Source organism: Paraburkholderia sp. DD10, from assembly GCF_049177125.1.
Classification (GTDB): Bacteria; Pseudomonadota; Gammaproteobacteria; order Burkholderiales; family Burkholderiaceae; genus Paraburkholderia; species Paraburkholderia terricola.
On sequence record NZ_CP185393.1, the window covers coordinates 3,174,110 to 3,196,989 of the forward strand.

The following is a 22,880-nucleotide window of genomic DNA, read 5'->3' on the forward strand; positions in this document are numbered from 1 at the left end:
GGCTGTCGCCGGCGTAGCGCGATATTACTTGAGCTTGGCTCACAGCAACAAGCGGACGAAATTTCCTGGGTAGACGATCGGAAACCCAATGAGGCATACGCGTAGCCGCACGCCGGCGCTGGCCGGAGCGTGCGGCTTTAGAGGGCGGGCTCGACAGAAAGCGGCCCGCGGGCGGTCATTTCAGGCCGACGTTCATGAATTGCGTCGGGCCGAACGGGTCGATCTTGAAGCCCGTCACGTTCTTGCTGATCGGCTGATGGACCGTGGAGTGGGCAATCGGCGTGAACGGCACCTGGTCCTTGAAGACCTCCTGGGCTTCCGTATAGGCCTTCGTGCGTTCGGCCAGATCGGTCGTGCCGCGGCCTTTTCTGATCAGGTCGTCGTAAGGCTTGTAGCACCATTTGGAAAAATTGCTGCCGTTGACCGCATCGCAGCCGAGCAGAACCCCGAGCCAGTTGTCGGGATCGCCGTAGTCGCCGGTCCATCCGATCAGCATCGCTTCGTGCTCGCCGGAATGGCCGCGGCGAATGTACTCGCCCCATTCGTAGGTGGCGATCTTCACCTTCACGCCGATCTTCGCCCAATCGGCTTGCAGCATTTCCGCCATGAGCCGCGCGTTGGGGTTGTACGGCCGCTGAACCGGCATGGCCCACAGCGTCAGGTCGAAGCCGTCGGGATAGCCCGCCTGCTTGAGCAGCGCTTTCGCTTTGTCGACGTCGTAAGGCGCGTCCTTCAGATTCTTGTCGTAGCCCCATTGCGTCGGCGGCATGGGGTTGGTCGCCGCCTGGCCGGCGCCCTGGTAGACCGAGTCGATGATCGCTTTCTTGTTGATCGACATATCGAGCGCACGGCGCACCAGCAGATTGTCGAGCGGCTTTTTGGTGTTGTTGTAGGCGATGTAGCCCAGGTTGAAGCCCACCTGGCTCGGCATGGCGAGCGATGCGTCGGCTTTCACCGCCGGGATATCGGCGGGCCGCGGATACGCCATCACCTGGCATTCGCCGCGTTTCAGTTTTTGCAGACGCACCGCCGGGTCCACCGTGATCGCGAATATCAGCTTGCTGACTCTCACGACGCCCGGTTTCCAGTAATCGGGATTGCCGTCGAAGCGGATCGAGTCGTCCTTCGTATAGCTGCGGAAAATGAACGGGCCGGTGCCGACCGGATACTGGTTGATGTCCGACGCCTTACCCGCCTTCAACAACTGATCGCCATATTCGGCCGAGAGAATCGACGCGAACGGCATCGCGATCTGCTGCAAAAACGGCGCATCGACTTCCTTCAGCGTGAAGCGCACGGTGTACGGATCGAGCTTCTCGACCTTCGTGATGTTCCTGGCGAGCCCGAGATCGGAGAAATACGGGAACGGCACCGGGTACGCCTTGCGGAACGGCTGTTCGGGATCGAGCATCCGCTGATAGGTGAAGACGACGTCGTCCGCGTTGAATTCGCGGGTCGGCTTGAAGAACGTCGTGGTCTGAAACTTCACGCCGCGCCGCAGATGGAAGGTGTAGGTCAGGCCGTCGGGCGACACATCCCATTTATCGGCGAGGCCCGGCTCGATATCGGTGCTGCCGTGCGCGAACTCGATCAACCGGTTGTAGACGGTGTACGAGCCCGCGCTGAACTCGACGCTGGTGGTGTATTGCGCGGTGTCGAAGCCCGCGGGACTGCCCTCGGAGCAGAACACGAGCGTTTTGTCGGGCAAGGTGGCGGCGCCCGCGGGCGCGAGGCCGGCAGAGAGCACCGCGCAGGCGCTCAACGCGGGAAGGCAGATATGGCGAACTGCAAACAGCAACCTGGATACTGTCATCACGTTCTCCGCACGGCAGCCACGTCAGCTGCGCCTCGATCATAGACAGCACAAAAAACGGCTTCAATGCGGGCTTACGTGTTGCAAGGTGAGACGGAATGGATCGCTTTGTGACGCGTCGCGCGGATTTGCGAGTCGAGCATTCCGGCGGCGTTGCCGTTGGCGGCGACGCTGCCCCGCCACGGATTTCCGTGCGCGCCATTTCTTTCGACGCAAAAAAAAACCGCGCGGCCGGGTAGGCCGCGCGGTTTTCATCCATCAAATCGGCGCCGGGACTTCCAGGCGTCTTACACGCCCAGCCGTTCGCAGATCGCCTTGGTCGCCGCGGCGCCGTTCAGCGTGTAGAAGTGCAGGCCCGGCACCTTGGCGTCGATCAGACGCCGGCACAGGTCCGTCACCACGTCGAGACCGAACGCGCGGATCGCCTCGCGGTCGTCGCCGAAGCTCTCCAGCCGGCGCGCGACCCAGCGCGGCACTTCCGCGCCGCACATCTCCGAGAAACGCATCAACTGCGAGAAGTTCGTGATCGGCATGATGCCGGGCACGATCGGCACGTCGACGCCGAGCTTCCTGGCGTCGTCGACGAAACGGAAGTACGCGTCCGCGTTGAAGAAGTACTGCGTGATCGCCGAATTGGCGCCGGCCTTCACCTTGCGGGCGAAGTTCGCCAGATCGTGATCGGGCGAGCGCGACTGCGGATGGTACTCCGGGTAGCCGGCCACCTCGATCCAGAACCAGTCGCCGAATTCGGCGCGGATAAAGCTCACCAGTTCCGACGCATAGCGCAATTCGCCGACCGCGCCCATGCCGGACGGCAGATCGCCGCGCAGCGCGACGATATGGCGGATGCCATGCGCGCGGTACTCGTTGAGGATCGCGCGCAGGCTCTCTTTCGAGGAGCCGATGCACGACAGGTGCGGCGCCGCCTCGAGGCCTTCCTTCGCCATATCGACGACGGTATCGAGCGTGCCCTGTTGCGTCGAGCCGCCGGCGCCGAACGTGACGGACACGAACTTCGGCTTGAGCAACGCGAGCTGCGTGCGCGTGGCGCGCAGCTTGTCGACGCCTTCCTGCGTTTTCGGCGGGAAGAATTCGAATGAAAGTTCGATCGGGTTCATGGTTCAGTCAATCAACCGAGACTGCGGTTGCCGAAAATAAGTGCGGACAGCAGCCATGAAACGATGCTGTACAGAATCGAGCCGAAGAACGCCGACCAGAAACCCGACACCTCGAAGCCCTTCAGCAGCGACGCGCCCAGCCAGAAGCACAGCGCATTGACCACCAGAATGAAGATTCCGAGCGTGAGGATCGTGACGGGCAGCGTTAGCAGGATCAGCACCGGCCGCAGAATCGTATTGATCAATCCGAGCACCACCGCGACGATCAATGCGGTGCCGAAACTGCGGATATGAATCGACGGAACGAGGTAGGTGATGATCAGCAGCGCAAGCGCGTTGATCAGCCAGGTCAGCAGCACGGTCATGTAGAGCTCCTTGCAGGCAGGATGTCCATTGAACGGGAAGGCGGGCATGGTGAACGAGGCGGCGCATCGTGCGCCGCCTCGTGCTTAAACCGTCATGCTTTCAGACCGCCCGCATCTTTAATAGCGGTAGTGGTTAGGCTTGAACGGGCCGTTCTTGTCGACGCCGATATAACCGGCCTGCGCGTCGGAGAGCACCGTGAGGTTCGCGCCGATGCGCGCCAGATGCAGGCGCGCCACCTTCTCGTCCAGATGCTTCGGCAGCACGTACACCTTGTTCTCGTACTTGTCGCCTTGCGTGAACAGTTCGATCTGCGCGAGCGTCTGGTTCGTGAACGAGTTCGACATCACGAACGACGGGTGGCCGGTCGCGCAACCGAGGTTCACCAGACGGCCTTCGGCCAGCAGGATCACGCGCTTGCCGTCCGGGAAAATGATGTGGTCGACTTGCGGCTTGATGTTGTCCCACTGGTACTGGCGGGTCGACGCCACGTCGATTTCCGAATCGAAGTGACCGATGTTGCAGACGATCGCGTTGTGGCGCATCGCCTTCATGTGATCGTGGTTGATCACGTGGTAATTGCCGGTGGCCGTCACGAAGATGTCGGCCTTGTCCGCCGCGTATTCCATCGTCACGACGCGGTAGCCTTCCATCGCCGCTTGCAGCGCGCAGATCGGATCGATTTCGGTGACCCACACCGTCGCGCCCAGGCCGCGCAGCGATTGCGCGCAGCCCTTGCCCACGTCGCCGTAACCGGCCACCACCGCGATCTTGCCCGCGATCATCACGTCGGTTGCGCGCTTGATGCCGTCGACCAGCGACTCGCGGCAGCCATACAGGTTGTCGAACTTAGACTTGGTGACCGAGTCGTTGACGTTGATCGCCGGGAACGGCAGGCGGCCTTCCTTTTCCATCTGATACAGACGGTGCACGCCGGTGGTGGTTTCTTCCGTCACGCCCTGGATGTGCGCGAGGCGCGTGGAGTACCACGTCGGGTCCGCGTCCAGATGACGTTCGATCGACTTGTACAGCGCGACTTCTTCTTCGTTGGTCGGCTTGGCGATCACCGAGCGGTCTTTCTCCGCCTTCGAGCCGAGAATCAGCAGCAACGTGGCGTCGCCGCCGTCGTCGAGGATCATGTTGGCGAATTCGCCGTTCGGCCATTCGAAAATGCGGTGCGAGAATTCCCAGTATTCGTCGAGCGATTCGCCCTTGAACGCGAACACCGGCGTGCCGGCCTTGGCGATCGCGGCGGCGGCGTGGTCCTGCGTCGAGAAGATGTTGCACGATGCCCAGCGCACGTCGGCGCCGAGCGCGGTCAGCGTCTCGATCAGCACGCCGGTCTGAATGGTCATGTGCAGCGAACCCGCGATGCGCGCGCCCTTCAGCGGCTGCTGCGCCTTGTATTCTTCGCGCGTTTGCACGAGGCCGGGCATTTCCGTCTCGGCAATGTTCAGTTCCTTGCGACCCCAGTCGGCAAGCAACATGTCGGCAACGATGTAATCCTGGGAAGCTTGGGAATCGATAACTGCGGCGTTCATCACGCCCTCCTTTCTAAGAAATTGACTAGAAATTTGACGTGAGCGCGGTTCGATGCGGTGGATCGGAACGCGCGATGCGCATCCGACCCTTCCGATTGAAGCCTTCGAGCCTGGCGGGCGGCCGGCGAATGCAGATTCGCGGTACCCGTCGCAACGCTCCTCGAAGACGAACGGCGATTGTAGCAAATCGAGATGGCTTCGGGGCGTGGATCGGGTATGCGAGCGGGTTGTTTTCCGGATACGGAAAACCGCTGCGGGGAACAGCTGGGCGGGCGTCCCCGTGATGTGTGGGCGTTGCGGGGCCGAGCGGCCTGCGCGTTATACAGCGGGCGCGGCGGGCTCCTGCGCCATGTTCGCCGTTCGCAGTTGCGCGATGCCAGCGCGCGCGGTCTCGACAAACTGCCTCGAATACCTGAACGCATCGGCGACGTCGGCGGGATGCACGGTGGCCAGCCCGAGCGCGATGCGGAAGTAGCGCTCGGCGTGGATGCCCGCGTGGTAATGCATGCGCACGCGCTTCGCATCGTCGAGGCGGCGATTGCCGAAAATGTCGCGCAGCGCCCATGAAAACGCGCCGTCTTCGCCGCCCCGAACGCGAAACGCGTCGTCCATTGGGAAACCGCCGAGCGCGGCGTAGGCCGCGCGGCGAATGATCAGGCTGCTCGGCACCGTATTGCTGAGCGTCGCGGCGTGTTTGGCGAAATCGGCATGGCCGGTGATGTCGGCTGGAAAACCGGTGTATTCGACGTCGAGCCGCACGGACACTTCTGTCGGGTTCTTCGCGAGAAACGAGCTTGCCGCGGCAAGCGCGCCGGGCAGGTATTCGTCGTCGGCGTCGAGGAAGGCGAGCAGATCGTGCGAAGCATGCAGCGCGCCCCAGTTGCGCGCCCGCGCGGGGCCGCCGTTTTGAGGCATCCGCAACAGGCCCACGCGCGGATCGAGGCTGCCGCACTCGGCCACGATGTCGGCCGACGCGTCGGTCGAACCGTCGTCGACGACGATGATCTGCGCGACTTCGGGCTGAATCTGGCCGCTGCGCAGCGCACGGACAACCGTCGCGGCGCCGTTGTAGCAGGGAATGATGATCGAAATGGGCTTCATGATGAGGACCTGCGCCAGGGCGCCGACGGTGGAAAGCCGCCAATCTTATCCGCGCTGAAACGGCAAGCATCCTGAAAAGCCGCGCGGCCCCCGCGCGCGCTGCCGCATAAATATGGTGACTTACAATCATGCCGGTCATTCCAATCTGGAATTCTGGAGCCGGAGATCGTGGAACTACGTGCGCTGCGTTATTTCGTCGAAGTGGTACGCCAACAGAGCTTCACCGTGGCAGCCGAGCAGATGTTCGTGACGCAGCCAACCATCAGCAAGATGGTCAAGTCGCTGGAGGACGAAATCGGCTCTCCGCTGCTGTTGCGTGACGGCCGTCAGATGGTGCTGACCGACGCCGGCCGGATCGTCTACCAGCGCGGCCAGGACGTGCTGGCGGCGCACGCGCAATTGCAGGCCGAACTGAACGATCTCGACACGCTCGGCCGCGGCGAACTCACCATCGGCATTCCGCCGATGGGCGGTTCGCTTTTCACGCCCACCATCGCCGCGTTCCGCCAACGCTACCCGAAAATCGACCTCAAGCTGTTCGAGCAAGGCTCGCGCGCGATCGAAACGGCGCTGATCAACGGTGAACTGGAACTGGGCGGCGTGCTGCAACCGGTCGACCCCGAAAACATCGACGTGCTGCCGATCACGCACCAGTTGCTATGGCTCGTCGCGCGCACCGGCTCGCACTGGGACGATCTGCACGAGGTGCCGCTCGCCCAACTCGCCAACGAGCCGTTCGTGTTCTACGGCGAGAGCCTCGCGCTCAACGACGTGGTGTTGAATGCCTGCCGCGCGGCCGGCTTTGCGCCGACCATCGTCGGACGCAGCGGGCATTGGGATTTCATGGCGGCACTGGTGCTGGCCGGCGTCGGCATCGCGCTGCTGCCCGCGCCCTATTGCCGGCGGCTCGATGCCGCGCAGTTCACCTGCCGGCCGGTCGTGGAACCGGAAATTCCGTGGGAAATGGCGATCGGCTGGCGCCGCAACGGCTATCTGTCGCACGCCGCGCGCGCGTGGCTCGAGGTGGCGCGCGAGACGCTGCCGGGCCAGGCCGGCGATGATTTCATGCTGGGGCCGGGTATCGCGATCAAGGGAATCACGGGGATCACGGACATCGCAGGCATTACCGCGCCCGCTCCGACACCGCCCGTCAAATGAAAAATGCCGCCCGGCGCGAGCCGGGCGGCATGGCACAAACGCTCGATAAAGGCGCGTTACTGCTGCGCGACGAACTCGATGCGGCGGTTGGCGAAACGGCCGCTCGCCGTATCGTTGCTCGCGACCGGACGCGCATCGCCGTAACCCTGCGCGATCAGCGAATCAGCCGGCACGCCAGCCTTGACGAGATACGCGCGGATGGCCTGGGCTCGCTTCTTCGAGAGTTGCAGATTGGCTTGCTCGCCGCCCACGTTGTCCGAATAGCCGGCCACTTCGAGCTTGACCGCCTTGCCGTTGCGCGCGCATGCAGCAAGCACCTGCGCGGACTGGTTCAAATCCTCCCGCGCCGAAGCCGGCACCTGATTGCTGGCGTTCGCGAAGTTGATCACTTGCAGATTCAGCACCTTCACGATGTCCGCTGACGCGCATGCGTTGTCCGGAGCCAGCAGCCCCTTGATCGCGCCGCGGAAGCTTTCCGTTGCGTTGGCGACGGCCTGCTCGACGTTGAACGACCCGATCTGATACGACGCGCCGAACAGCGACTTCAGCTTATCGAGCCAGCCGAGCTTCGCGTTGGCCGCGCTGCCGCTCAGTTCGATGCGCGTGCCGTCCACTTTCGCTTCCGCGCCCGGCAGGGCCATCAGCGGCAAGAGGCCTTCGAGACGCGCGAGCCAGTCGGCCGGCTTGGTGTCCGCATCGATCGCGACGTTCGCGACGAAGTTGTTCGCGCCGAGACGCTGCGTCAGCGCGTCGATGAACTGCTTGCGTTCCGCTTCGCTGCCGAGCGTTGCGGTGAGGGTCGGCTTGCCGGCGGCGTCGACGGTGAAGCTGAGCTGACTGTCCCTGGTCGGCACGGGCGCGGCGGCCGCTTGCTCCACGGCGCTGGCGGCACTGGCGGCACTCGCCGCAGGGGCGGCGCTGGCCGCGGCCGAGGCAGGCTGTGCAGCCGCCGCGGCGTCCGCATTGGCGCGCGTGGCGCTTTGCTCGCCTTGACACCCGCGCAGGAACAGGAAAGCCAGCACCGCCGCAATGGCCGCGAGCAGCCACCACAACCAACCGCGCGAGCGGCGCTCTTCGCGCACCACCGCGTCGGCGGGCACCTGGACCGTTGCCTGGCTGGGGTGCCCTGGCTTGGCCGCGGGCGTGGGATGGTCGACGTGAGACGAAACCGCTTTCAACTGCGCCAGCACGCTGCCGGCGAAACCGCCAAGCCCGCCCAAACCGAGCGCGGCCATGAGGCTGTCGTTCAGATGCGGCGCAATGAGCGGCAATTGATGACCCAACAGCGTGGGCAACTGGCCGACATTGCCGCGCGCTTCGAGGAAATGCCGCTTGAGCACGCCGAGCACCGTTGCGCCGACGATGCCGGTCAGCGCATGCGTGGCGTGCGCCGGCACGCCGGTTTGCGTGGCGACCTCGTCGCTGAGGGCATCGACGCGGCGTTCCAGCACGCGTTCGAGCAACTGACGCCCCGCGCCTTCGAGCTGGCTCACGCCGCCGGTGCTGCCGAGCAATTGCGGCAGTTGTTCGGCAATGTGCCCGTTCACCTCGGGCGAGAGAATCGTGGCGAACAGCGACCGCGCGCCTTCCAGCGTCGCTCCCTTTTGCATCAGGCCGGCGACCACTGCCGGAGCAAGGGTGGCAAACACCTTCCGCGTCGCCTCCGGCGGCAGTCCGAGACGGGATCCCAGTTGCTGCACGACCCCGTCCGTCAGCGCGGACTGAATCAGCTGAATCACATTGATGCTCATCGCTTCACTTCCTCGAATTTCCCGAGCGCGCCACCTGACGCGCTCCTCTTTTGGCGGCGCGATTATAGGTTCGGGAAAATCTCATAAAAGAAGCAGCACAATTTATGACGAATAGACCGACGTTCGACTAATTTCTCCTATGTTTGAACGTTGGATCTCAAGCGAACCCGCACTCAGGCGGCATTCGCCGACGACGCCGCCAACAGCGTTTCTCCTTCTCGACGAGCCGCCGCAATCAGGTCGGCTGCGCGCTCGCCGATCATCACGGTCGGCGCGTTGGTGTTGCCGCCGATCAGCGTCGGCATCACCGATGCATCCACGATCCGCAGCCCCGTCACGCCGCGCACGCGCAACTGCGGATCGACCACCGAGCGCGCATCGCCGCCCATCCGGCAGGTCGCCACCGGGTGATAGATCGTGTCCGCGTGCTCGGCGATGGTCCGGCGCAATTCGTCCTCGGCTTGGCCGGCATGCGTATAGAGTTCCCTGCCGCCGTGCAGCGCGAGCGATGGCGCATCGAGAATGCGCCGCGCCATCCGTGTGCCTTCCACCAGCAGATCGAGGTCGCGCGAATCGCTGAAGAAACGCGGATCGATCACCGGCGCCACGCGCGCGTCGGCGCTCGCGAGCGTCACGCTGCCGCGGCTCTTCGGCCGCAGGACGCACACGTGCAGCGAATAGCCATGACCCCAATGCATATGGCGGTTGTGATCGTCGACCAGCGCGGCGCAAAAATGCAGTTGCAGGTCGGGGCGCGCGAGCGTCGGACGGCTCCTTAGAAAGCCGCCTGCCTCGGCCACATTGCTCGACAACATGCCGCGCCCGTGGCGCATGAAGGTGACGAACTGCGGCAGCAATCGCGCGATGCCGCGAATCGAATAGCCGGTCGGCTCGATCGACGCAACCCGTTTGTTGATCGTGAAATCGACGTGGTCGATCAGGTTCTGGCCGACCTCGGGCGCATCGTGCAGCACCGCGATGCCGAGCGCTTGCAGATGCGCTGGAGGCCCGATGCCCGAGCACATCAGCAGTTGCGGCGAATTGAATGCGCCCGCCGCCAGCACCACCTCGGCGCGTGCCTCCAGCGTTTCGATGTGACCGCCGCGCACGACCTCGACGCCGCTCGCGCGCTTGCCGTCGAACACGACGCGCAGCACCGTCGCGTCGGCGATCGTATGGAGATTGGGGCGCGCGCGATCGTAGATATACGCGCGCGCCACGCTGCAGCGGCGACCGTCGCGCTGCGTCACCTGATAGAAGCCGATGCCTTCCTGGTCCGCGCCGTTGAAATCGCTATTCGCCTTGTAGCCGGCTTCGATGGCGGCCTGCACGAAGCGCTTCGAAAACGGATTCCGGTAGCGCAGGTCGGACACCGTCAGCGGACCGCCAGCGCCGTGCCATGCATCGGCGCCGCGCTCGTTGTCCTCGGCGCGGCGGAAATAAGGCAGCACCTCCGCCCACGACCAGCCCTCGCAGCCCAGTTGCGCCCATTCGTCGTAATCGAGCGGATGGCCGCGCGTATAGATCATCGCGTTGATCGCACTCGATCCGCCGAAGCCGCGCCCACGCGGCTGATAGCCTTGCCGTCCGCCGAGTCCCGCTTGCGGCGTGGTCAGATACCCATAGTTGGTCTTGAGCTTGTTCGGCACCACCACCGCCACGCCCACCGGCATGTTGACGAACAGATTGCGCTGCGTGTGCGGGCCGGCTTCGATCAGCGCGATCGTCGCGTCGGGGCAGTGGTCGGCGAGACGGCTCGCCAGCGAGCAACCGCCCGAGCCTGCACCGACGATGAGGTAGTCGTATTGCATCCTCTCCTCCTGGTGGGTCCGCGTTGCTCGCGAATCCTGTCATCCTGTCTCGTGCCGATCGGCGTTAGCGCTTTAGCGGTTACTTCGATCCCATGCAATTTATTGCGGCACACTTGTCTACGTGTGTTTCACGGCATTGTAGGGAGCCTTCCCACGCGACGGCGGCTTCGCGTCAGAGCGGTTACTCTAAACGGAAGCACCCCCGCGACCCTATGATGAAAGACGCGCAGACGCCGGCCGCACGGCCGCGTGCGGCATTCAAACACGGCGTGGCGCACGCCGTCCCCCAGCGTGCGACATGACACGCGGCGATCAAACAGCACACCGTCGATCAGCACCGGCGAGCCCGCGGTGAGCATCCGGTGAACGGAGACAGCACATGCAACAGCACAGCTTCGGCCAGACTCACGAAGTGACGAATCAGGTCCCGCCGCTGACGGATTACAACCTGTTCGCGAGCGACGCCGCGTTGTCCGCCGCCCTCGATCGCGAAGGCGCCGCATGGCATCGCGACGCGCTGCTGCGGCATGGCGCGGCGCTCACGACGCCCGACACGCTCGCACTCGCCGAGCTGGCGAATCGTCATCCGCCTGAATTGTTCACGCACAGCCCGCGCGGCGAACGCATCGACGCGCTGGAGTTTCATCCCTCGTGGGACACGCTGTTATCGCTGTTGCGGCGCGAGGGTCTGCACGCGCTGCCATTTTCCGATCCGCGAAGTGGCGCGATGGCCGCGCGCTGCGCCGGTTACTTCCTGCATGCGCAAATCGAATCCGGTTCGCTCTGTCCGCCGACCATGACCTTTGCGAGCATTCCGGTGTTGCAGCGCGAACCCGCGTTGTTCGACACGTTGCGCGACAAGCTCTACACGCGCGAGCACGATCCGCGCGACGTGCCGCTCACGCAGAAAACGTCGGCGATGATCGGCATGGGCATGACCGAAAAACAAGGCGGCTCGGACGTGCGCAGCAACCAGACTCGCGCCCATGCAACCACAGGCGGCGGGCGCGGCGGCGAATACCGGCTCGTCGGTCACAAATGGTTTTTCTCCGCGCCGCAATGCGACGCGCACCTCGTGCTCGCCCGCACCGGCGATCACGAAGGCCTTTCGTGTTTCTTCGTGCCGCGCTTCGCGCCGGACGGCAGCAAGAACGCGGTGCAGATTCAGCGTCTGAAAGACAAGCTCGGCAACCGTTCGAATGCGAGCAGCGAAGTCGAATTTCTCGACGCGTTCGGCATCATGATCGGCGACGAAGGACGCGGCGTGCCGACCATCATCGAAATGGCGAACTACACGCGGCTCGATTGCGTGATCGGCAGCGCCGCGCTGATGCGCGCGGCGCTGGTGCAGGCGATTCATCATGCGCGGCATCGCAGCGCGTTCGGCCGGCATCTGGCCGATCAGCCGCTGATGCGCAACGTGCTGGCCGATCTGGCGTTGGAGTCGGAAGCGGCCACGCTGCTGTTCATGCGTCTCGCGCGCGCGTTCGAGGCATCGGCCGATGCGTCGAATGCGCCGCCCGCCGAGCGCGCATGGCGGCGCATTGTCACGCCCGCAGCGAAGTATTGGGTCTGCAAGCGCACGCTGGAATTCACCGGCGAGGCGATGGAAGTGTGGGGCGGCAACGGGTATGTCGAAAGCGGTCCGATGGCGCGCTTCTATCGTGAAGCGCCGGTCAATTCCATCTGGGAAGGCTCGGGCAACGTCATGTGCCTCGACGTGTTGCGCGCGCTGGAGCGCGAGCCGGAAGCCGCGCAGGCGCTGTTCGCCGCATGGCAAGCGGACGCGCAAGGGCATCCGGCATTGAGCGCCGCGCTCGGCAAGCTCGCCGCCACGCTCGGCGCGCCGGCCGGTCATCGCGAAGGCGCGGCGCGGCGGATCGCGCAACAGATCGTGCTGATCGCGCAGGCCACCTTGCTCGTGAAGCACGCGCCCGGCGAGATCGCCGACGCCTTCATCGCCACGCGTCTTGCCGAAGGCTGCGGCGAAAGCGGCCGGGTCTACGGCACGCTGCCGGTCACGTTCGATCATGCGGCGATCATCGAACGGGCTTTTCCGGCGTGATCGTCAGAGGCGCTCCGATATATCCATCAGGGAGAGGACCAACATGAAGAACGATCTGCCGGAGGTCGCCGCGCTCGAAGCGCTGCTGCGCGAGCAGCGCCATGCTTATTTGCGCGCGCCGTATCCGTCATGGGAAACACGCGCCGCGCATCTGCAGGCGTTGCGCAAAGTCCTGCTCGACAACCGCGACGCGCTCGCCGACGCGATGAACGCCGATTTCGGCAACCGCGCGAAAGAGGAAGTGCTGCTCGCCGAATTCCTGCTGGTGAAGGAAGAGATCGACGGCGCGCTCAGACACGGCAAACGCTGGATGAAAGCGCAGCGCCGCAGCACCAACAAATGGCTGCTGCCCGCGCGCGCGAAGGTCGTGCCGCAGCCGCTCGGCGTGGTCGGCATCATCGTGCCGTGGAATTATCCGGTGCTGCTTGCCGCCGGGCCGCTGATCAGCGCATTGAGCGCCGGCAATCGCGCGATCATCAAAATGTCGGAACTGACGCCGCGCACCTCGGCGCTGTTCGAGCAACTGATCGGCCAGACCTTCGTGCGCGATCACGTCGCGGTGGTGAACGGCGACGCCGCGCTCGCCGCCGCGTTCAGCGCGCAGCCGTTCGACCATTTGCTGTTCACCGGCTCGACCAGGGTCGGCCATGAAGTGATGCGCGCCGCCGCGGAGCATCTCACGCCGGTCACGCTGGAACTGGGCGGCAAGTCGCCCGCGCTGATCGCCCCGCAGGCGCGCTTCGACAACGCGGTGGACAACCTCGTCGCCGGCAAGACGCTCAACGCGGGACAGACCTGCGTCGCGCCGGATTACGTGCTGGTGCCGCGCGGCACGGAGCAGGCGTTCATCGAACGGGCGCGCGCGCGAATGGCGAAGCTGTATCCCGGCTTCGCCGGCAATCGCGATTACACGTCGATCATTTCGGATCGCCACTTTGCGCGCCTACAGCGCCTCGCCGACGAGGCACAGGCCGCGGGCGCGCAACTGCACGCGCTCACCGACAGCGCGCCCGATGCGGCGAGCCGCCGTTTTCCGCTGATCGCGGTCACCCAGGCGCCGGACGACAGCACGCTGATGCGGGAGGAAATCTTCGGGCCGCTGCTGCCGATCGTGCCGTACGACACGCTCGACGACGCCATCGCGTGGATCAACGCCCGTCCTCGTCCGCTCGCGCTGTATCTATTCGCCGACGACGCCGCCACCATCGAACGCGTGACGCACGAAACGATCGCCGGCGGCATGGCGGTCAACGAAACGCTGATGCACCTCGCGTGCGAAAGCCTGCCGTTCGGCGGCGTGGGTGCGAGCGGAATGGGCGCGTATCACGGCTACGAGGGCTTCGTGACCTTCTCGAAGATGAAGCCGGTGCTGACGCAAGCGCGTCTGAATGCCCGTGGATGGATCGCGCCGCCGTATGGCAAGCGGGTCAACGCGCTGCTTAAGTTGATGATGCGGTTTTGATGTGAGCGGCGGCTGGGGGCTATTGCACTGACGAGGTTTCACTGACGAAGTGGTATTAGACGTTGCGGGTTGCAGCGGACGCACACCCCACCCCGCTCACCGCCCGGCGCTACCGCCGATCTCGGTGGCGACCACGTCGATCACATCCTGCGCGCCGGCATTCGCGCCCTGCGCCGGCGTCTCGGCGCCGCTTTCCAGCCGATGCAGCCACGCGAGCAATTCCGCCACCGCCTGATAAAGCTGCGGCGGAATTCGCGCGTCGAGGTCCACCTGCATCAGCAGCGAGACCATTTCCGGCGCCTCGTGCACGTACAAGCCGGCTTCCTTGGCCCGCTGCACGATCATGTCGGCCAGCAGCCCATAGCCCTTGGCGACCACGCGCGGCGCGGGATCGCCGCCTTGGGCGTCGTAGACGAGCGCTGCCGCGCTGCGGCGATGCTTGCGGCTCATCACATGTCCCAATCGAAATCGTCGAGCGGCGCGTTTTCCGTGCGGCTCACGCGCGCCGCACGGCGTCCGCTCGCGGCCTTGGCCGCAGCCGAACCGGCCGAACTCGCCGCGCCCGCCGCGCCCATCGGAGCACCCGCCGACGCGGAACGCGCATACGCCGAAGCCGCCGCCTGCGCAGCCGCCGCGGCGCCCGCATCGGCTGCGCCCATGACAGGCGCGCCGCCGCCGATCTCGCGAATCGTCAAGCCGTTCAGTTCGATGCCCGCCGCCGCGAGCCGCTGACGAAAACTCTCGCCCTGCTGCGCGAGCCGCGCCGCGCCGCCGGGGCTCGCCTGCACGCGCGCCGTGAGCCGAGTGCCGATCAGCGTCAGATCCGCATCGACGGTGCCGAGCGTCGGCAGCGACAGCGTCAGACGCGTGCGCCACGGATGGTCGTCCTCGCTCGCGGCGCCGCCGCCGCTGCGGTCCCATTCGTCGCCTTCCTGCTCGATGGTCCAATCGAGCTTGGCGCCCGGCCACGCCTCGCCGGTCCAGCGAAACTGCCCGGTCGCGAGCAGATCCAGTTGCTGACGCACCAGCGACACGGTCGCCGGGTGAACCGCCGCCGCCATCGATTGCGGATTCTGCGACGCGCCGCCGTCGGCGGGCTGCGCGGCCGCGCCGTGCGGATTGGCGTGCGCGGGCTGGCCGTTCAGGTCGGAAAGCGAACTCGCCAGCACCTCGCCGGCCACGAAACGGGCGGCCTGCGCGGTCTGGATCGAGGGCATCGCGCGAGCTGCGGCGTTGGCATCCAGCGCGCCATTCGGCGCGGCGCCCGTGCCTTGCCGCGTGGCGGGATTGGCGGGCGACGCGTCCCCGGCGTCGTTCGCCCAGTCGAGCGGCAATTGCGCGGCGGCGGCCACCAGCTTGTTCTGCGCCTCGCCGGCAAGCGTCGCGGGCGAACGCTGTCCCGCCAGCCATTGCGCGAGATGCGCTTCGTAGAAAAGACCGCTGTCGCCGACCGTCTGTTCGAGCGCCGCCGCAAGCGCCGCGACCGGCACCTGGGCCGCCGCCACATGGGCGGTGGCCGCCGTCGCGGCGGTGTTCGGATTGGCGGTCGAAGCGGTTGGGGTGTTGGTCGAGTTCGCGGCACTACCGGCAGCCGGCGTATCAAACAGCGGCAAGCCCACTTCGACATCGAGCGCGGGTGCGGCGGGCCAGATGGGCATCTGGCCGAGTACAGCGGGGGTCGCCTCGCCGCCCGAGCGCACGATCGCGTTGAGCGCGAGCGCGACGGCGGACAGCGCGGTTTGCGCGGAAGGCTGCGGCGCGGGCGTGCCAACGGGAGGCGCGGTGGTCGGCGCGGTGTCGACGCCCGCCGCGCCGGTTTGCGACGCGGCCGCGCTGCCGGGCGCGATATTGAGCAGACTGTCGACCCGGCTCGCGAGCACCGAAGTAAGGGCCGTGTCGATTCCGTTCATGCCGGTTCCTTGGTCACATTGGCGGCAGCGCGCTCAACCGCATGCGGTCGGCGGATTCATGCGAGAAAGCCGTCGCGGCGTCGGCGCGCACACTCAGCGCGCGCCGTACAACTCCTTGAGCAGGCGAGTCGGCCGTCCGGCGAACAGCGCCGACAGCGTCGCCATGCGCGGATTCGCCAGATCGCGGATCGCCGCGTCGTCCGCGAGAATCTGCCGGATCAGCGCGTATTTGCGCAGGCGCTCGGCTTCATCCAGCTTCACGCCGTTTTCCGCGTCCCGCAGCGCCTCCACCAGGTTCCGGTACTCCTCCTGCAGGAGCACCAGATCGTTCCACAGGGCGCGCCGGGCGGCTGTCAGCATGCGGCGGGAAATCGCTGCAATCGCCTCGTAGCGGGCGAAATATTCTGCGTTCGATGTCATCTCATGCTTTCCGCGGCCGGCTGGGCTGCCATCCGCGCGATCTCCGGGGCAATCCCGATCCAGGCCTCTTCGAGCGTCGCGAGCAGGCCATCCACCTCGACCAGCATTGCTTCGCTCTGTTTGATGTTGGCTTCGAGCAGCCGGCGCGTCATATAGCTGTACAACGCGTCCAACCGCTCCGCAATCTCGCCGCCCGCCTCGAGGTTGAGCGACTGCTGCAGCCCGCTTTCGACGATCTGAATCGCCTTGCCGACCGCCTCGCCACGCGCCGGCACGTTGCCCTGCTGCAAATGCATGCGCGCTTGCGCAATGGCCTGCCGGGCCCCTTGATACAACATCACGATCAGACGATGCGGACTCGCGCCCATCACCCCTGTCTCGACGCCGACGCGAGCGTACGCATTGGCTCCAGAGTGTCCTGGGGAAAACATCGGCGCTCCTCCTCTCTTGCACTGTGGTTGGTCGCGGCACCCCGTCCGGGTACGTCGCCGCGCCCCGATTCATGCCTGTATCTGGTTATCGGATAGGCGGCGGAAAAGCTTTAGGCCAGCGTAAGGAGGATCGAGGGGGCCGGGTGGCGCGGCCGGCAGCGGCCGCATGGCGGGCGCGCGGGCAGCGTGGCTCGGGCGGGCCGAACAGCCTTGCCGCCCGAAACACGGTTCAGACTTGCATCTGCATGATGTCGTTATAGGCGGACACCAGTTTGTTGCGCACCTGCAAGCCGAACTGGAAGCCGACGTTGGCCTTCTGCATGTCGACCATCACGTCGTTCAGCGACACGTTCGACGCGCCGAGTTCGAACGCCTGCGATTCGCCGATCGCCTTGGTCTGATCGCCGCTGATCTTGTCGAGCGACGCCTTCAGCGCGGAGGCGAAACCGCTGGGGGTCGCCGCGCCGGACTGGCCGGCCACCGGGCTGCCGCCGCCGGCCGCTTGGGCCGCCAGCGACTGCATCTGTTGCAGCGCCGACGAGAGCGCGTTCACGGGCAAAGTCATGTTCTCTCCAGGGAATGACGACCGGCATGCGAGAAACCGTGCCGATCTGGACGAAAGCATAGCAGCGGCCCCCGCGCGAAAGCCCCCAAACTAGGGGGAAAACCCGGCTCTATTCAAGCAATCGGGTCGGGCCGCCCTGCGGATAATTTCAACGGTGAAAGTCTCTGTCCATACGCCCGCCGACCTCGGCGCCGCCACGCGACAGAAACGCAAAGGCATCCCGGAGATACCCGACGCATGGATTCGTCAGCCAACTCTTTGATCAACCCCGACGCCCGCATGGGGCTGGCCGGCGCGCAGCCCGGCGCCGGCACGGCCGGCCCCGGCCAGTCCGGCGCCGCCGCGGACCTCGGCGGACTGGGGAGCACCCTCGGCGGCAATTTCGGCCAGCGCCTGTCGGGCCTCGCGCAAATGCGCGGCAACCCGCGCGCGCCGCTGATCTTCGCGGTCGCGCTGCTGGTCGCCATCGTGGCGGGCCTGTTCCTGTGGTCGCGCGCGCCGGACTACAAGGTGCTCTACAGCAATCTGTCGGATCGCGACGGCGGCGCCATCATCACCGCGCTCCAGCAGGCCAACATTCCTTACAAGTTCTCCGAAGCCGGCGGCGCGATCCTCGTGCCGGCCGAGCAGGTGCACGAAATGCGTCTGCGGCTCGCCTCGCTGGGCTTGCCCAAGAGCGGCTCGGTCGGCTTCGAATTGATGGACAACCAGAAGTTCGGCATCAGCCAGTTCGCCGAGCAGATCAACTATCAGCGCTCGCTGGAAGGCGAGCTGGAGCGCACGATCCAGTCGATTTCGACGGTGAAGTCGGCGCGCGTGCATCTGGCGATTCCGAAGCCCTCCGTGTTCGTGCGCGACAAGGAAGCGCCGTCGGCCTCCGTGCTGGTGAACCTCTACCCCGGCCGCGCGCTCGACGAGGGCCAGGTGCTGGCGATCACCCATATGGTGGCGTCGGCGGTGCCGGACATGCCGGTGAAAGGCGTGACTATTCTCGACCAGGACGGCAACCTGCTGACGCAGCCGTCCACCGGCAGCGGGCTCGACGCCTCGCAACTGAAGTACCGCCAGCAGATCGAGCGCAGCACCCAGCAGCGCATCGACGCGATCCTCGCGCCGCTGTTCGGCTCGGGCAACGCGCATTCGCAGGTCAGCGCCGACATCGACTTCTCGCACAGCGAGCAGACCTCGGAGAACTACGGCCCGAACGGCAACCCGCAACAGGCGGCGATCCGCAGCCAGCAATCGAGCACCGCCACCGAACTGGCGCAAGCCGGCGCCTCGGGCGTGCCGGGCGCGCTGTCGAACCAGCCGCCGCAGCCGGCTTCCGCGCCGATCAATGCGCCGGTCGGCGCGAGCGGCGTGACGACCACGCCGGTCAGCGACCGCAAGGATTCGACCACCAACTACGAGCTCGACAAAACGGTGCGCCACCTCGAACAGCCGATGGGCGGCATCAAGCGTCTGTCCGTGGCCGTGGTGGTCAACTATCTGCGCGTGGTCGACGCCAAGGGCCACGCGACGATGCAGCCGGTCACCGCCGACAAGCTCGCCCAGGTCAACCAGTTGGTGAAGGACGCGATGGGCTTCGACGCGGCGCGCGGCGACTCGGTCAACGTGGTCAACAGCCCGTTCACCGCCGACCTCGACCCGAACGCCGACGTGCCGTGGTGGCGCACCCCCGACATGATCGCGCTCGCCAAGCAGATCGCCACGTATCTCGGCATCGGCGCGGTCGCCCTGTTCCTCTACTTCGTGATGGTGAAGCCGGCGCTGCGCCGCGCTTTCCCGCCGCCGGAGCCGGTCGCCGCCGCGGCGCTGCCGTCGCCGGACGAGCCGGTCCTGCTGGACGGCATTCCCGCCGCCGAGCGCGAGGGCGCGGTGGTCGAGCTGGAAGCCGACAACGAGAAGCTCGCGCTCGAACACGCAAGACACAAATATGAGCGGAACCTGGAATTCGCGCGCAGCATCGCGCGCCAGGATCCGAAGATCGTTGCAACCGTCGTGAAAAATTGGGTGTCCGATGAGCGCTGAAGGCGTAATGAAGAGCGCGCTCCTGCTGATGTCGATCGGCGAGGAAGAAGCCGCGCAGGTGTTCAAGTTCCTCGGGCCGCGCGAGGTCCAGAAGATCGGCGTGACGATGGCCGCGCTGAAGAACATCACGCGTGAACAGATCGACGACGTCCTGCAGGAGTTCGTGCGCGAGGCCGAGAAGCATACGGCGCTGTCGCTCGATTCGAGCGACTACATCCGCTCGGTGCTGACCAAGGCGCTCGGCGACGACAAGGCCGGCGCGATCATCGACCGGATCCTGCAAGGCAGCGATACCAGCGGTATCGAGGGCCTCAAGTGGATGGATTCGGCGGCGGTGGCCGAGCTCATCAAGAACGAGCACCCGCAGATCATCGCGACCATCCTCGTGCACCTGGACCGCGATCAGGCCTCGGAGATCGTCGCCTGCTTCACCGACCGGCTGCGCAACGACGTGCTGCTGCGCATCGCGACGCTCGACGGCATCCAGCCGGCCGCGCTGCGCGAACTCGACGATGTGCTCACGGGTCTCCTGTCCGGCAGCGACAACCTGAAGCGCAGCCCGATGGGCGGCATTCGCACGGCGGCGGAAATTCTCAACTTCATGTCGAGCAATCACGAGGAAGGCGTCATCGAGAACGTTCGCCAGTACGACGCCGAACTCGCGCAGAAGATCATCGACCAGATGTTCGTGTTCGAGAACCTGCTCGACCTGGAAGACCGCGCGATCCAGTTGCTGCTGAAGGAAGTCGAGTCCGAGGCGCTGATCATTTCTCTGAAGGGCGCGCCGCCCGCGCTGCGCCAGAAGTTCCTCTCGAACATGTCGCAGCGTGCCGCCGAACTGCTCGCCGAAGACCTCGACGCGCGCGGCCCGGTGCGCGTCTCCGAAGTCGAGACGCAGCAGCGCCGCATCCTGCAGATCGTGCGCAACCTCGCGGAAAGCGGCCAGATCGTGCTAGGCGGCAAGGCGGAAGATGCGTATGTCTAATCGCAACTCCACGGCGAAGGAACGGCTCTCGGCCTACCAGCGCTGGGAGATGGCCTCGTTCGATCCGGCGCCGCCCGCGCCGCCCGAACCCGAAGTCGACGACGGCGCGTTCGAAGCCGAACTCGAACGGCTGCGCGAGGCCGCGCACGCGCAGGGCATCGCGTCGGGGCACGTGGCCGGCCAGGCGCTCGGCTACCAGGCCGGTTATGACCAGGGTCATGCGCAGGGCTTCGAGCAAGGCCAGAGCGAAGCGCGCGAACAGGCGGCGCAGTTGGCCGCGCTCGCGCAAACCTTCAAGGCCGCGCTCGACGGCGCGCAGGGTGCGATCTCCGAAACGCTGGTCGCGCTCGCGCTGGACATCGCGCAACAGGTCGTGCGCCAGCACGTGCAGCACGATCCGACCGCGCTGATCGCCGCCGCGCGCGAGGTGCTGGCCGCCGAGCCCGCGCTGCTCGGCGCGCCCGCACTGATCGTGAGCCCCGCCGATCTGCCGGTCGTCGAAGCCTATCTGCTGGAAGAACTGCAAACGCGGGGCTGGACCGTGCGCACCGATCCGTCGGTGGAGCGCGGGGGCTGCCGCGCGCAAGCCGGCTCCGGCGAAGTGGACGCCGGCATCGACACGCGCTGGGAGCGCGTCGCCGCCGCACTCGGCAAGGTGAGCACATGGTGAAGCCGACGATCGAGGAAATCCGCGCCAGCGATCTGACGCCGCTCGAACGCGAGCTCGCGCTGGCGTCGTTCGGCGCCGAGGCGCTGGCGGAAGAACCGGCGGCGGCCACGCCCGCCGCGGCCGCGGTCGCGGCCATCGACGCCGCGTTGCGCGATGAGGCGGCGGGCCATCTCACGACGGGCACGACGGGCACCTCGGGCGCATCGGCGCGCCGCGAATCCGCCACGTCGAACGTTGCGTTGAACGCGGCCTCGCGCGCCGCTTCGACCGTTGCCGCGCATGCGCCCTACGATCCCGCGCTCGACAGCAATCCGCACATGCAAGCCTGGCGCGGCAAGCTCGACGCGCTGCGCGCGCGCAACGCGATCGCCAAGCCGATGCGCGCCTGCGGCCGGCTGACGCGCGCCGCCGGCCTCGTGCTCGAAGCCGTCGGCCTGCGTCTGTCGGTGGGCGCCGAAGTGATGATCGAACTGCCGCCCGGCAGTTCGCTGCCGATGGCCGAAGCCGAAGTGGTCGGCTTCTCCGGCGACAAGCTGTTTCTGATGCCGACCACCGAGGTGATCGGCCTTCTGCCCGGCGCGCGCGTCTATCCGCTCGAAAGCGCGCCGATCGCCGACCCGATGGCGGGCGCGAAGCGCCTGCCGGTCGGCTGGGAATTGCTCGGCCGCGTGCTGGACGCGTCCGGCCGGCCGCTCGACGGCCTGGGTCCGCTCGGCGCGCACGCCGATGCGCCGCTGTCCGCGCCGGTCATCAATCCGCTGAACCGCGAACCGATTCACAAGGTGCTCGACGTCGGCGTGCGCGCGATCAACGCGCTGCTGACCGTGGGCCGCGGCCAGCGGATGGGCCTCTTCGCCGGGTCGGGCGTCGGCAAATCGGTGCTGCTCGGCACGATGGCGCGCTACACCAGCGCCGAGGTGATCGTGATCGGCCTGATCGGCGAACGCGGCCGCGAAGTGAAGGAATTCATCGAACAGATTCTCGGCGAGGAAGGTCTCGCGCGCTCGGTGGTGATCGCCGCGCCCGCCGACGTCTCGCCGCTTCTGCGGATGCAGGCCGCGTCGTATTCCACCTCGCTCGCCGAATATTTCCGCGATCAGGGCAAGCACGTGCTGCTGCTGATGGATTCGCTGACCCGTTACGCGATGGCGCAGCGCGAGATCGCGCTCGCCGTGGGCGAGCCGCCCGCCACCAAGGGCTATCCGCCTTCGGTGTTCGCCAAGCTGCCGGCGCTCGTCGAGCGCACCGGCAACGGCCCGGCGGGCGGCGGCTCGATCACCGCGTTCTATACGGTGCTCACCGAGGGCGACGACCAGCAGGACCCGATCGCCGACTCCGCGCGGGCGATTCTCGACGGCCACATCGTGCTGTCGCGCTCGCTCGCCGAGGCCGGCCACTATCCGGCAATCGACATCGAAGCGTCGATTAGCCGGGCAATGACAGCGCTGATCGACGATAACCATCTCGACAAAACGCGTATGTTCAAGCAGATGCTGTCGCGCTATCAGCGCAACCGCGATCTGATCAACGTGGGCGCTTATTCGAGCGGGCGCGACGCGCTGCTCGACCGCGCGATCGCGCTGTATCCGCGGATGGAAGCCTTCCTGCAGCAAGGTTTTCGCGAGTGCGCGAACTTTGAACCGAGTCTCGCGATGCTGGACGCGCTGTTTGCCCAAGGAGCCTGA

Annotated in this window: 20 protein-coding genes and 1 riboswitch; of the genes, 8 read left to right on the plus strand and 12 right to left on the minus strand. The window is 66.1% G+C overall.

Going from position 1 to position 22,880, the window contains the following annotated elements:
- Window positions 1-175: 175 nt before the first annotated feature.
- Window positions 176-1,813 (minus strand): ABC transporter substrate-binding protein, encoded by a 1,638-nt coding sequence (locus ACOCG7_RS29775; RefSeq protein ID WP_073427733.1) that lies wholly within the window; start codon window positions 1,811-1,813, stop codon window positions 176-178.
- 98 nt (window positions 1,814-1,911) lie between these two features.
- Here ACOCG7_RS29775 and ACOCG7_RS29780 point away from each other — a divergent pair, with 98 nt between their 5' ends.
- Window positions 1,912-2,052, plus strand: coding sequence for a hypothetical protein (locus ACOCG7_RS29780; protein ID WP_159442543.1), 141 nt, complete (start codon window positions 1,912-1,914; stop codon window positions 2,050-2,052).
- A 48-nt stretch (window positions 2,053-2,100) separates the two neighbouring features.
- Here the strand turns inward: ACOCG7_RS29780 and metF are convergent, their stop codons facing one another.
- The 4 genes from metF to ACOCG7_RS29800 form a co-directional block, all read right to left on the minus strand.
- Window positions 2,101-2,931: a methylenetetrahydrofolate reductase [NAD(P)H] gene (gene metF, locus ACOCG7_RS29785; RefSeq protein ID WP_073427734.1), complete on the minus strand. Its 831-nt coding sequence runs from the start codon at window positions 2,929-2,931 to the stop codon at window positions 2,101-2,103.
- Between the two features lie 11 nt (window positions 2,932-2,942).
- Window positions 2,943-3,296, minus strand: a complete 354-nt coding sequence (locus tag ACOCG7_RS29790) for a phage holin family protein (RefSeq protein WP_073427735.1) — start codon at window positions 3,294-3,296, stop codon at window positions 2,943-2,945.
- A 117-nt stretch (window positions 3,297-3,413) separates the two neighbouring features.
- A complete protein-coding gene (gene ahcY, locus ACOCG7_RS29795) occupies window positions 3,414-4,835 on the minus strand; it encodes an adenosylhomocysteinase (RefSeq protein WP_421378365.1) in 1,422 nt (473 codons plus the stop codon).
- Between the two features lie 33 nt (window positions 4,836-4,868).
- Window positions 4,869-5,003: riboswitch (S-adenosyl-L-homocysteine riboswitch) on the minus strand.
- A gap of 150 nt (window positions 5,004-5,153) precedes the next feature.
- Window positions 5,154-5,936, minus strand: a complete 783-nt coding sequence (locus ACOCG7_RS29800; RefSeq protein ID WP_073427737.1) for a glycosyltransferase family 2 protein — start codon at window positions 5,934-5,936, stop codon at window positions 5,154-5,156.
- A gap of 168 nt (window positions 5,937-6,104) precedes the next feature.
- On the opposite strand from ACOCG7_RS29800, the gene ACOCG7_RS29805 reads away from it, so the two are divergent.
- Window positions 6,105-7,094, plus strand: a complete 990-nt coding sequence (locus tag ACOCG7_RS29805) for a LysR substrate-binding domain-containing protein (RefSeq protein WP_421378368.1) — start codon at window positions 6,105-6,107, stop codon at window positions 7,092-7,094.
- 56 nt (window positions 7,095-7,150) lie between these two features.
- Here the strand turns inward: ACOCG7_RS29805 and ACOCG7_RS29810 are convergent, their stop codons facing one another.
- Both ACOCG7_RS29810 and ACOCG7_RS29815 read right to left on the minus strand, forming a co-directional pair.
- Window positions 7,151-8,845, minus strand: coding sequence for an OmpA family protein (locus ACOCG7_RS29810; protein ID WP_073427739.1), 1,695 nt, complete (start codon window positions 8,843-8,845; stop codon window positions 7,151-7,153).
- Window positions 8,846-9,018: 173 nt separating this feature from the next.
- Window positions 9,019-10,656 carry a GMC family oxidoreductase gene (locus ACOCG7_RS29815; protein ID WP_073427740.1) on the minus strand — a complete coding sequence of 546 codons (1,638 nt, stop codon included), beginning with the start codon at window positions 10,654-10,656 and terminating at the stop codon, window positions 9,019-9,021.
- A gap of 379 nt (window positions 10,657-11,035) precedes the next feature.
- Between ACOCG7_RS29815 and ACOCG7_RS29820 the strand changes: the two genes are divergently transcribed.
- The gene (locus ACOCG7_RS29820) at window positions 11,036-12,721 is read left to right on the plus strand and encodes an isovaleryl-CoA dehydrogenase (RefSeq protein ID WP_073427741.1); all 1,686 of its coding nucleotides are present in this window, start codon (window positions 11,036-11,038) and stop codon (window positions 12,719-12,721) included.
- Between the two features lie 43 nt (window positions 12,722-12,764).
- Window positions 12,765-14,183, plus strand: coding sequence for a coniferyl aldehyde dehydrogenase (locus ACOCG7_RS29825; protein ID WP_073427742.1), 1,419 nt, complete (start codon window positions 12,765-12,767; stop codon window positions 14,181-14,183).
- 96 nt (window positions 14,184-14,279) lie between these two features.
- On the opposite strand, the gene ACOCG7_RS29830 is transcribed toward ACOCG7_RS29825, so the two are convergent.
- The 5 genes from ACOCG7_RS29830 to fliE all read right to left on the minus strand — a co-directional run bounded on the left by ACOCG7_RS29830 (window position 14,280) and on the right by fliE (window position 17,509).
- Window positions 14,280-14,633, minus strand: coding sequence for an EscU/YscU/HrcU family type III secretion system export apparatus switch protein (locus ACOCG7_RS29830; RefSeq protein WP_073427743.1), 354 nt, complete (start codon window positions 14,631-14,633; stop codon window positions 14,280-14,282).
- Window positions 14,633-16,093 (minus strand): flagellar hook-length control protein FliK, encoded by a 1,461-nt coding sequence (locus tag ACOCG7_RS29835; protein ID WP_073427744.1) that lies wholly within the window; start codon window positions 16,091-16,093, stop codon window positions 14,633-14,635. The genes ACOCG7_RS29830 and ACOCG7_RS29835 overlap by 1 nt, the downstream gene beginning before the upstream one ends.
- A 93-nt stretch (window positions 16,094-16,186) precedes the next feature.
- On the minus strand, window positions 16,187-16,513 hold the full coding sequence (locus ACOCG7_RS29840; protein WP_073427745.1) for a flagellar protein FliT: 327 nt from the start codon (window positions 16,511-16,513) through the stop codon (window positions 16,187-16,189).
- Window positions 16,510-16,944, minus strand: coding sequence for a flagellar export chaperone FliS (fliS, locus tag ACOCG7_RS29845; RefSeq protein WP_073427746.1), 435 nt, complete (start codon window positions 16,942-16,944; stop codon window positions 16,510-16,512). Before fliS ends, ACOCG7_RS29840 begins: the two co-directional genes overlap by 4 nt.
- A 229-nt stretch (window positions 16,945-17,173) precedes the next feature.
- A complete protein-coding gene (gene fliE, locus ACOCG7_RS29850) occupies window positions 17,174-17,509 on the minus strand; it encodes a flagellar hook-basal body complex protein FliE (protein WP_073427747.1) in 336 nt (111 codons plus the stop codon).
- Window positions 17,510-17,746: 237 nt separating this feature from the next.
- Here fliE and fliF point away from each other — a divergent pair, with 237 nt between their 5' ends.
- Genes fliF through fliI form a run of 4 tightly spaced genes read left to right on the plus strand, consistent with a single transcriptional unit; the run spans window position 17,747 to window position 22,880 of the window.
- Complete coding sequence (gene fliF / locus ACOCG7_RS29855; protein WP_073427748.1) at window positions 17,747-19,540, plus strand: flagellar basal-body MS-ring/collar protein FliF; 1,794 nt, start codon at window positions 17,747-17,749, stop codon at window positions 19,538-19,540.
- Entirely contained in the window at window positions 19,530-20,525 is a 996-nt protein-coding gene (gene fliG / locus ACOCG7_RS29860; protein WP_073427749.1) for a flagellar motor switch protein FliG, read from the plus strand. Before fliF ends, fliG begins: the two co-directional genes overlap by 11 nt.
- Window positions 20,512-21,195 carry a flagellar assembly protein FliH gene (fliH, locus tag ACOCG7_RS29865; protein ID WP_176035755.1) on the plus strand — a complete coding sequence of 228 codons (684 nt, stop codon included), beginning with the start codon at window positions 20,512-20,514 and terminating at the stop codon, window positions 21,193-21,195. Before fliG ends, fliH begins: the two co-directional genes overlap by 14 nt.
- Entirely contained in the window at window positions 21,189-22,880 is a 1,692-nt protein-coding gene (gene fliI, locus ACOCG7_RS29870) for a flagellar protein export ATPase FliI (RefSeq protein WP_073427751.1), read from the plus strand. The genes fliH and fliI overlap by 7 nt, the downstream gene beginning before the upstream one ends.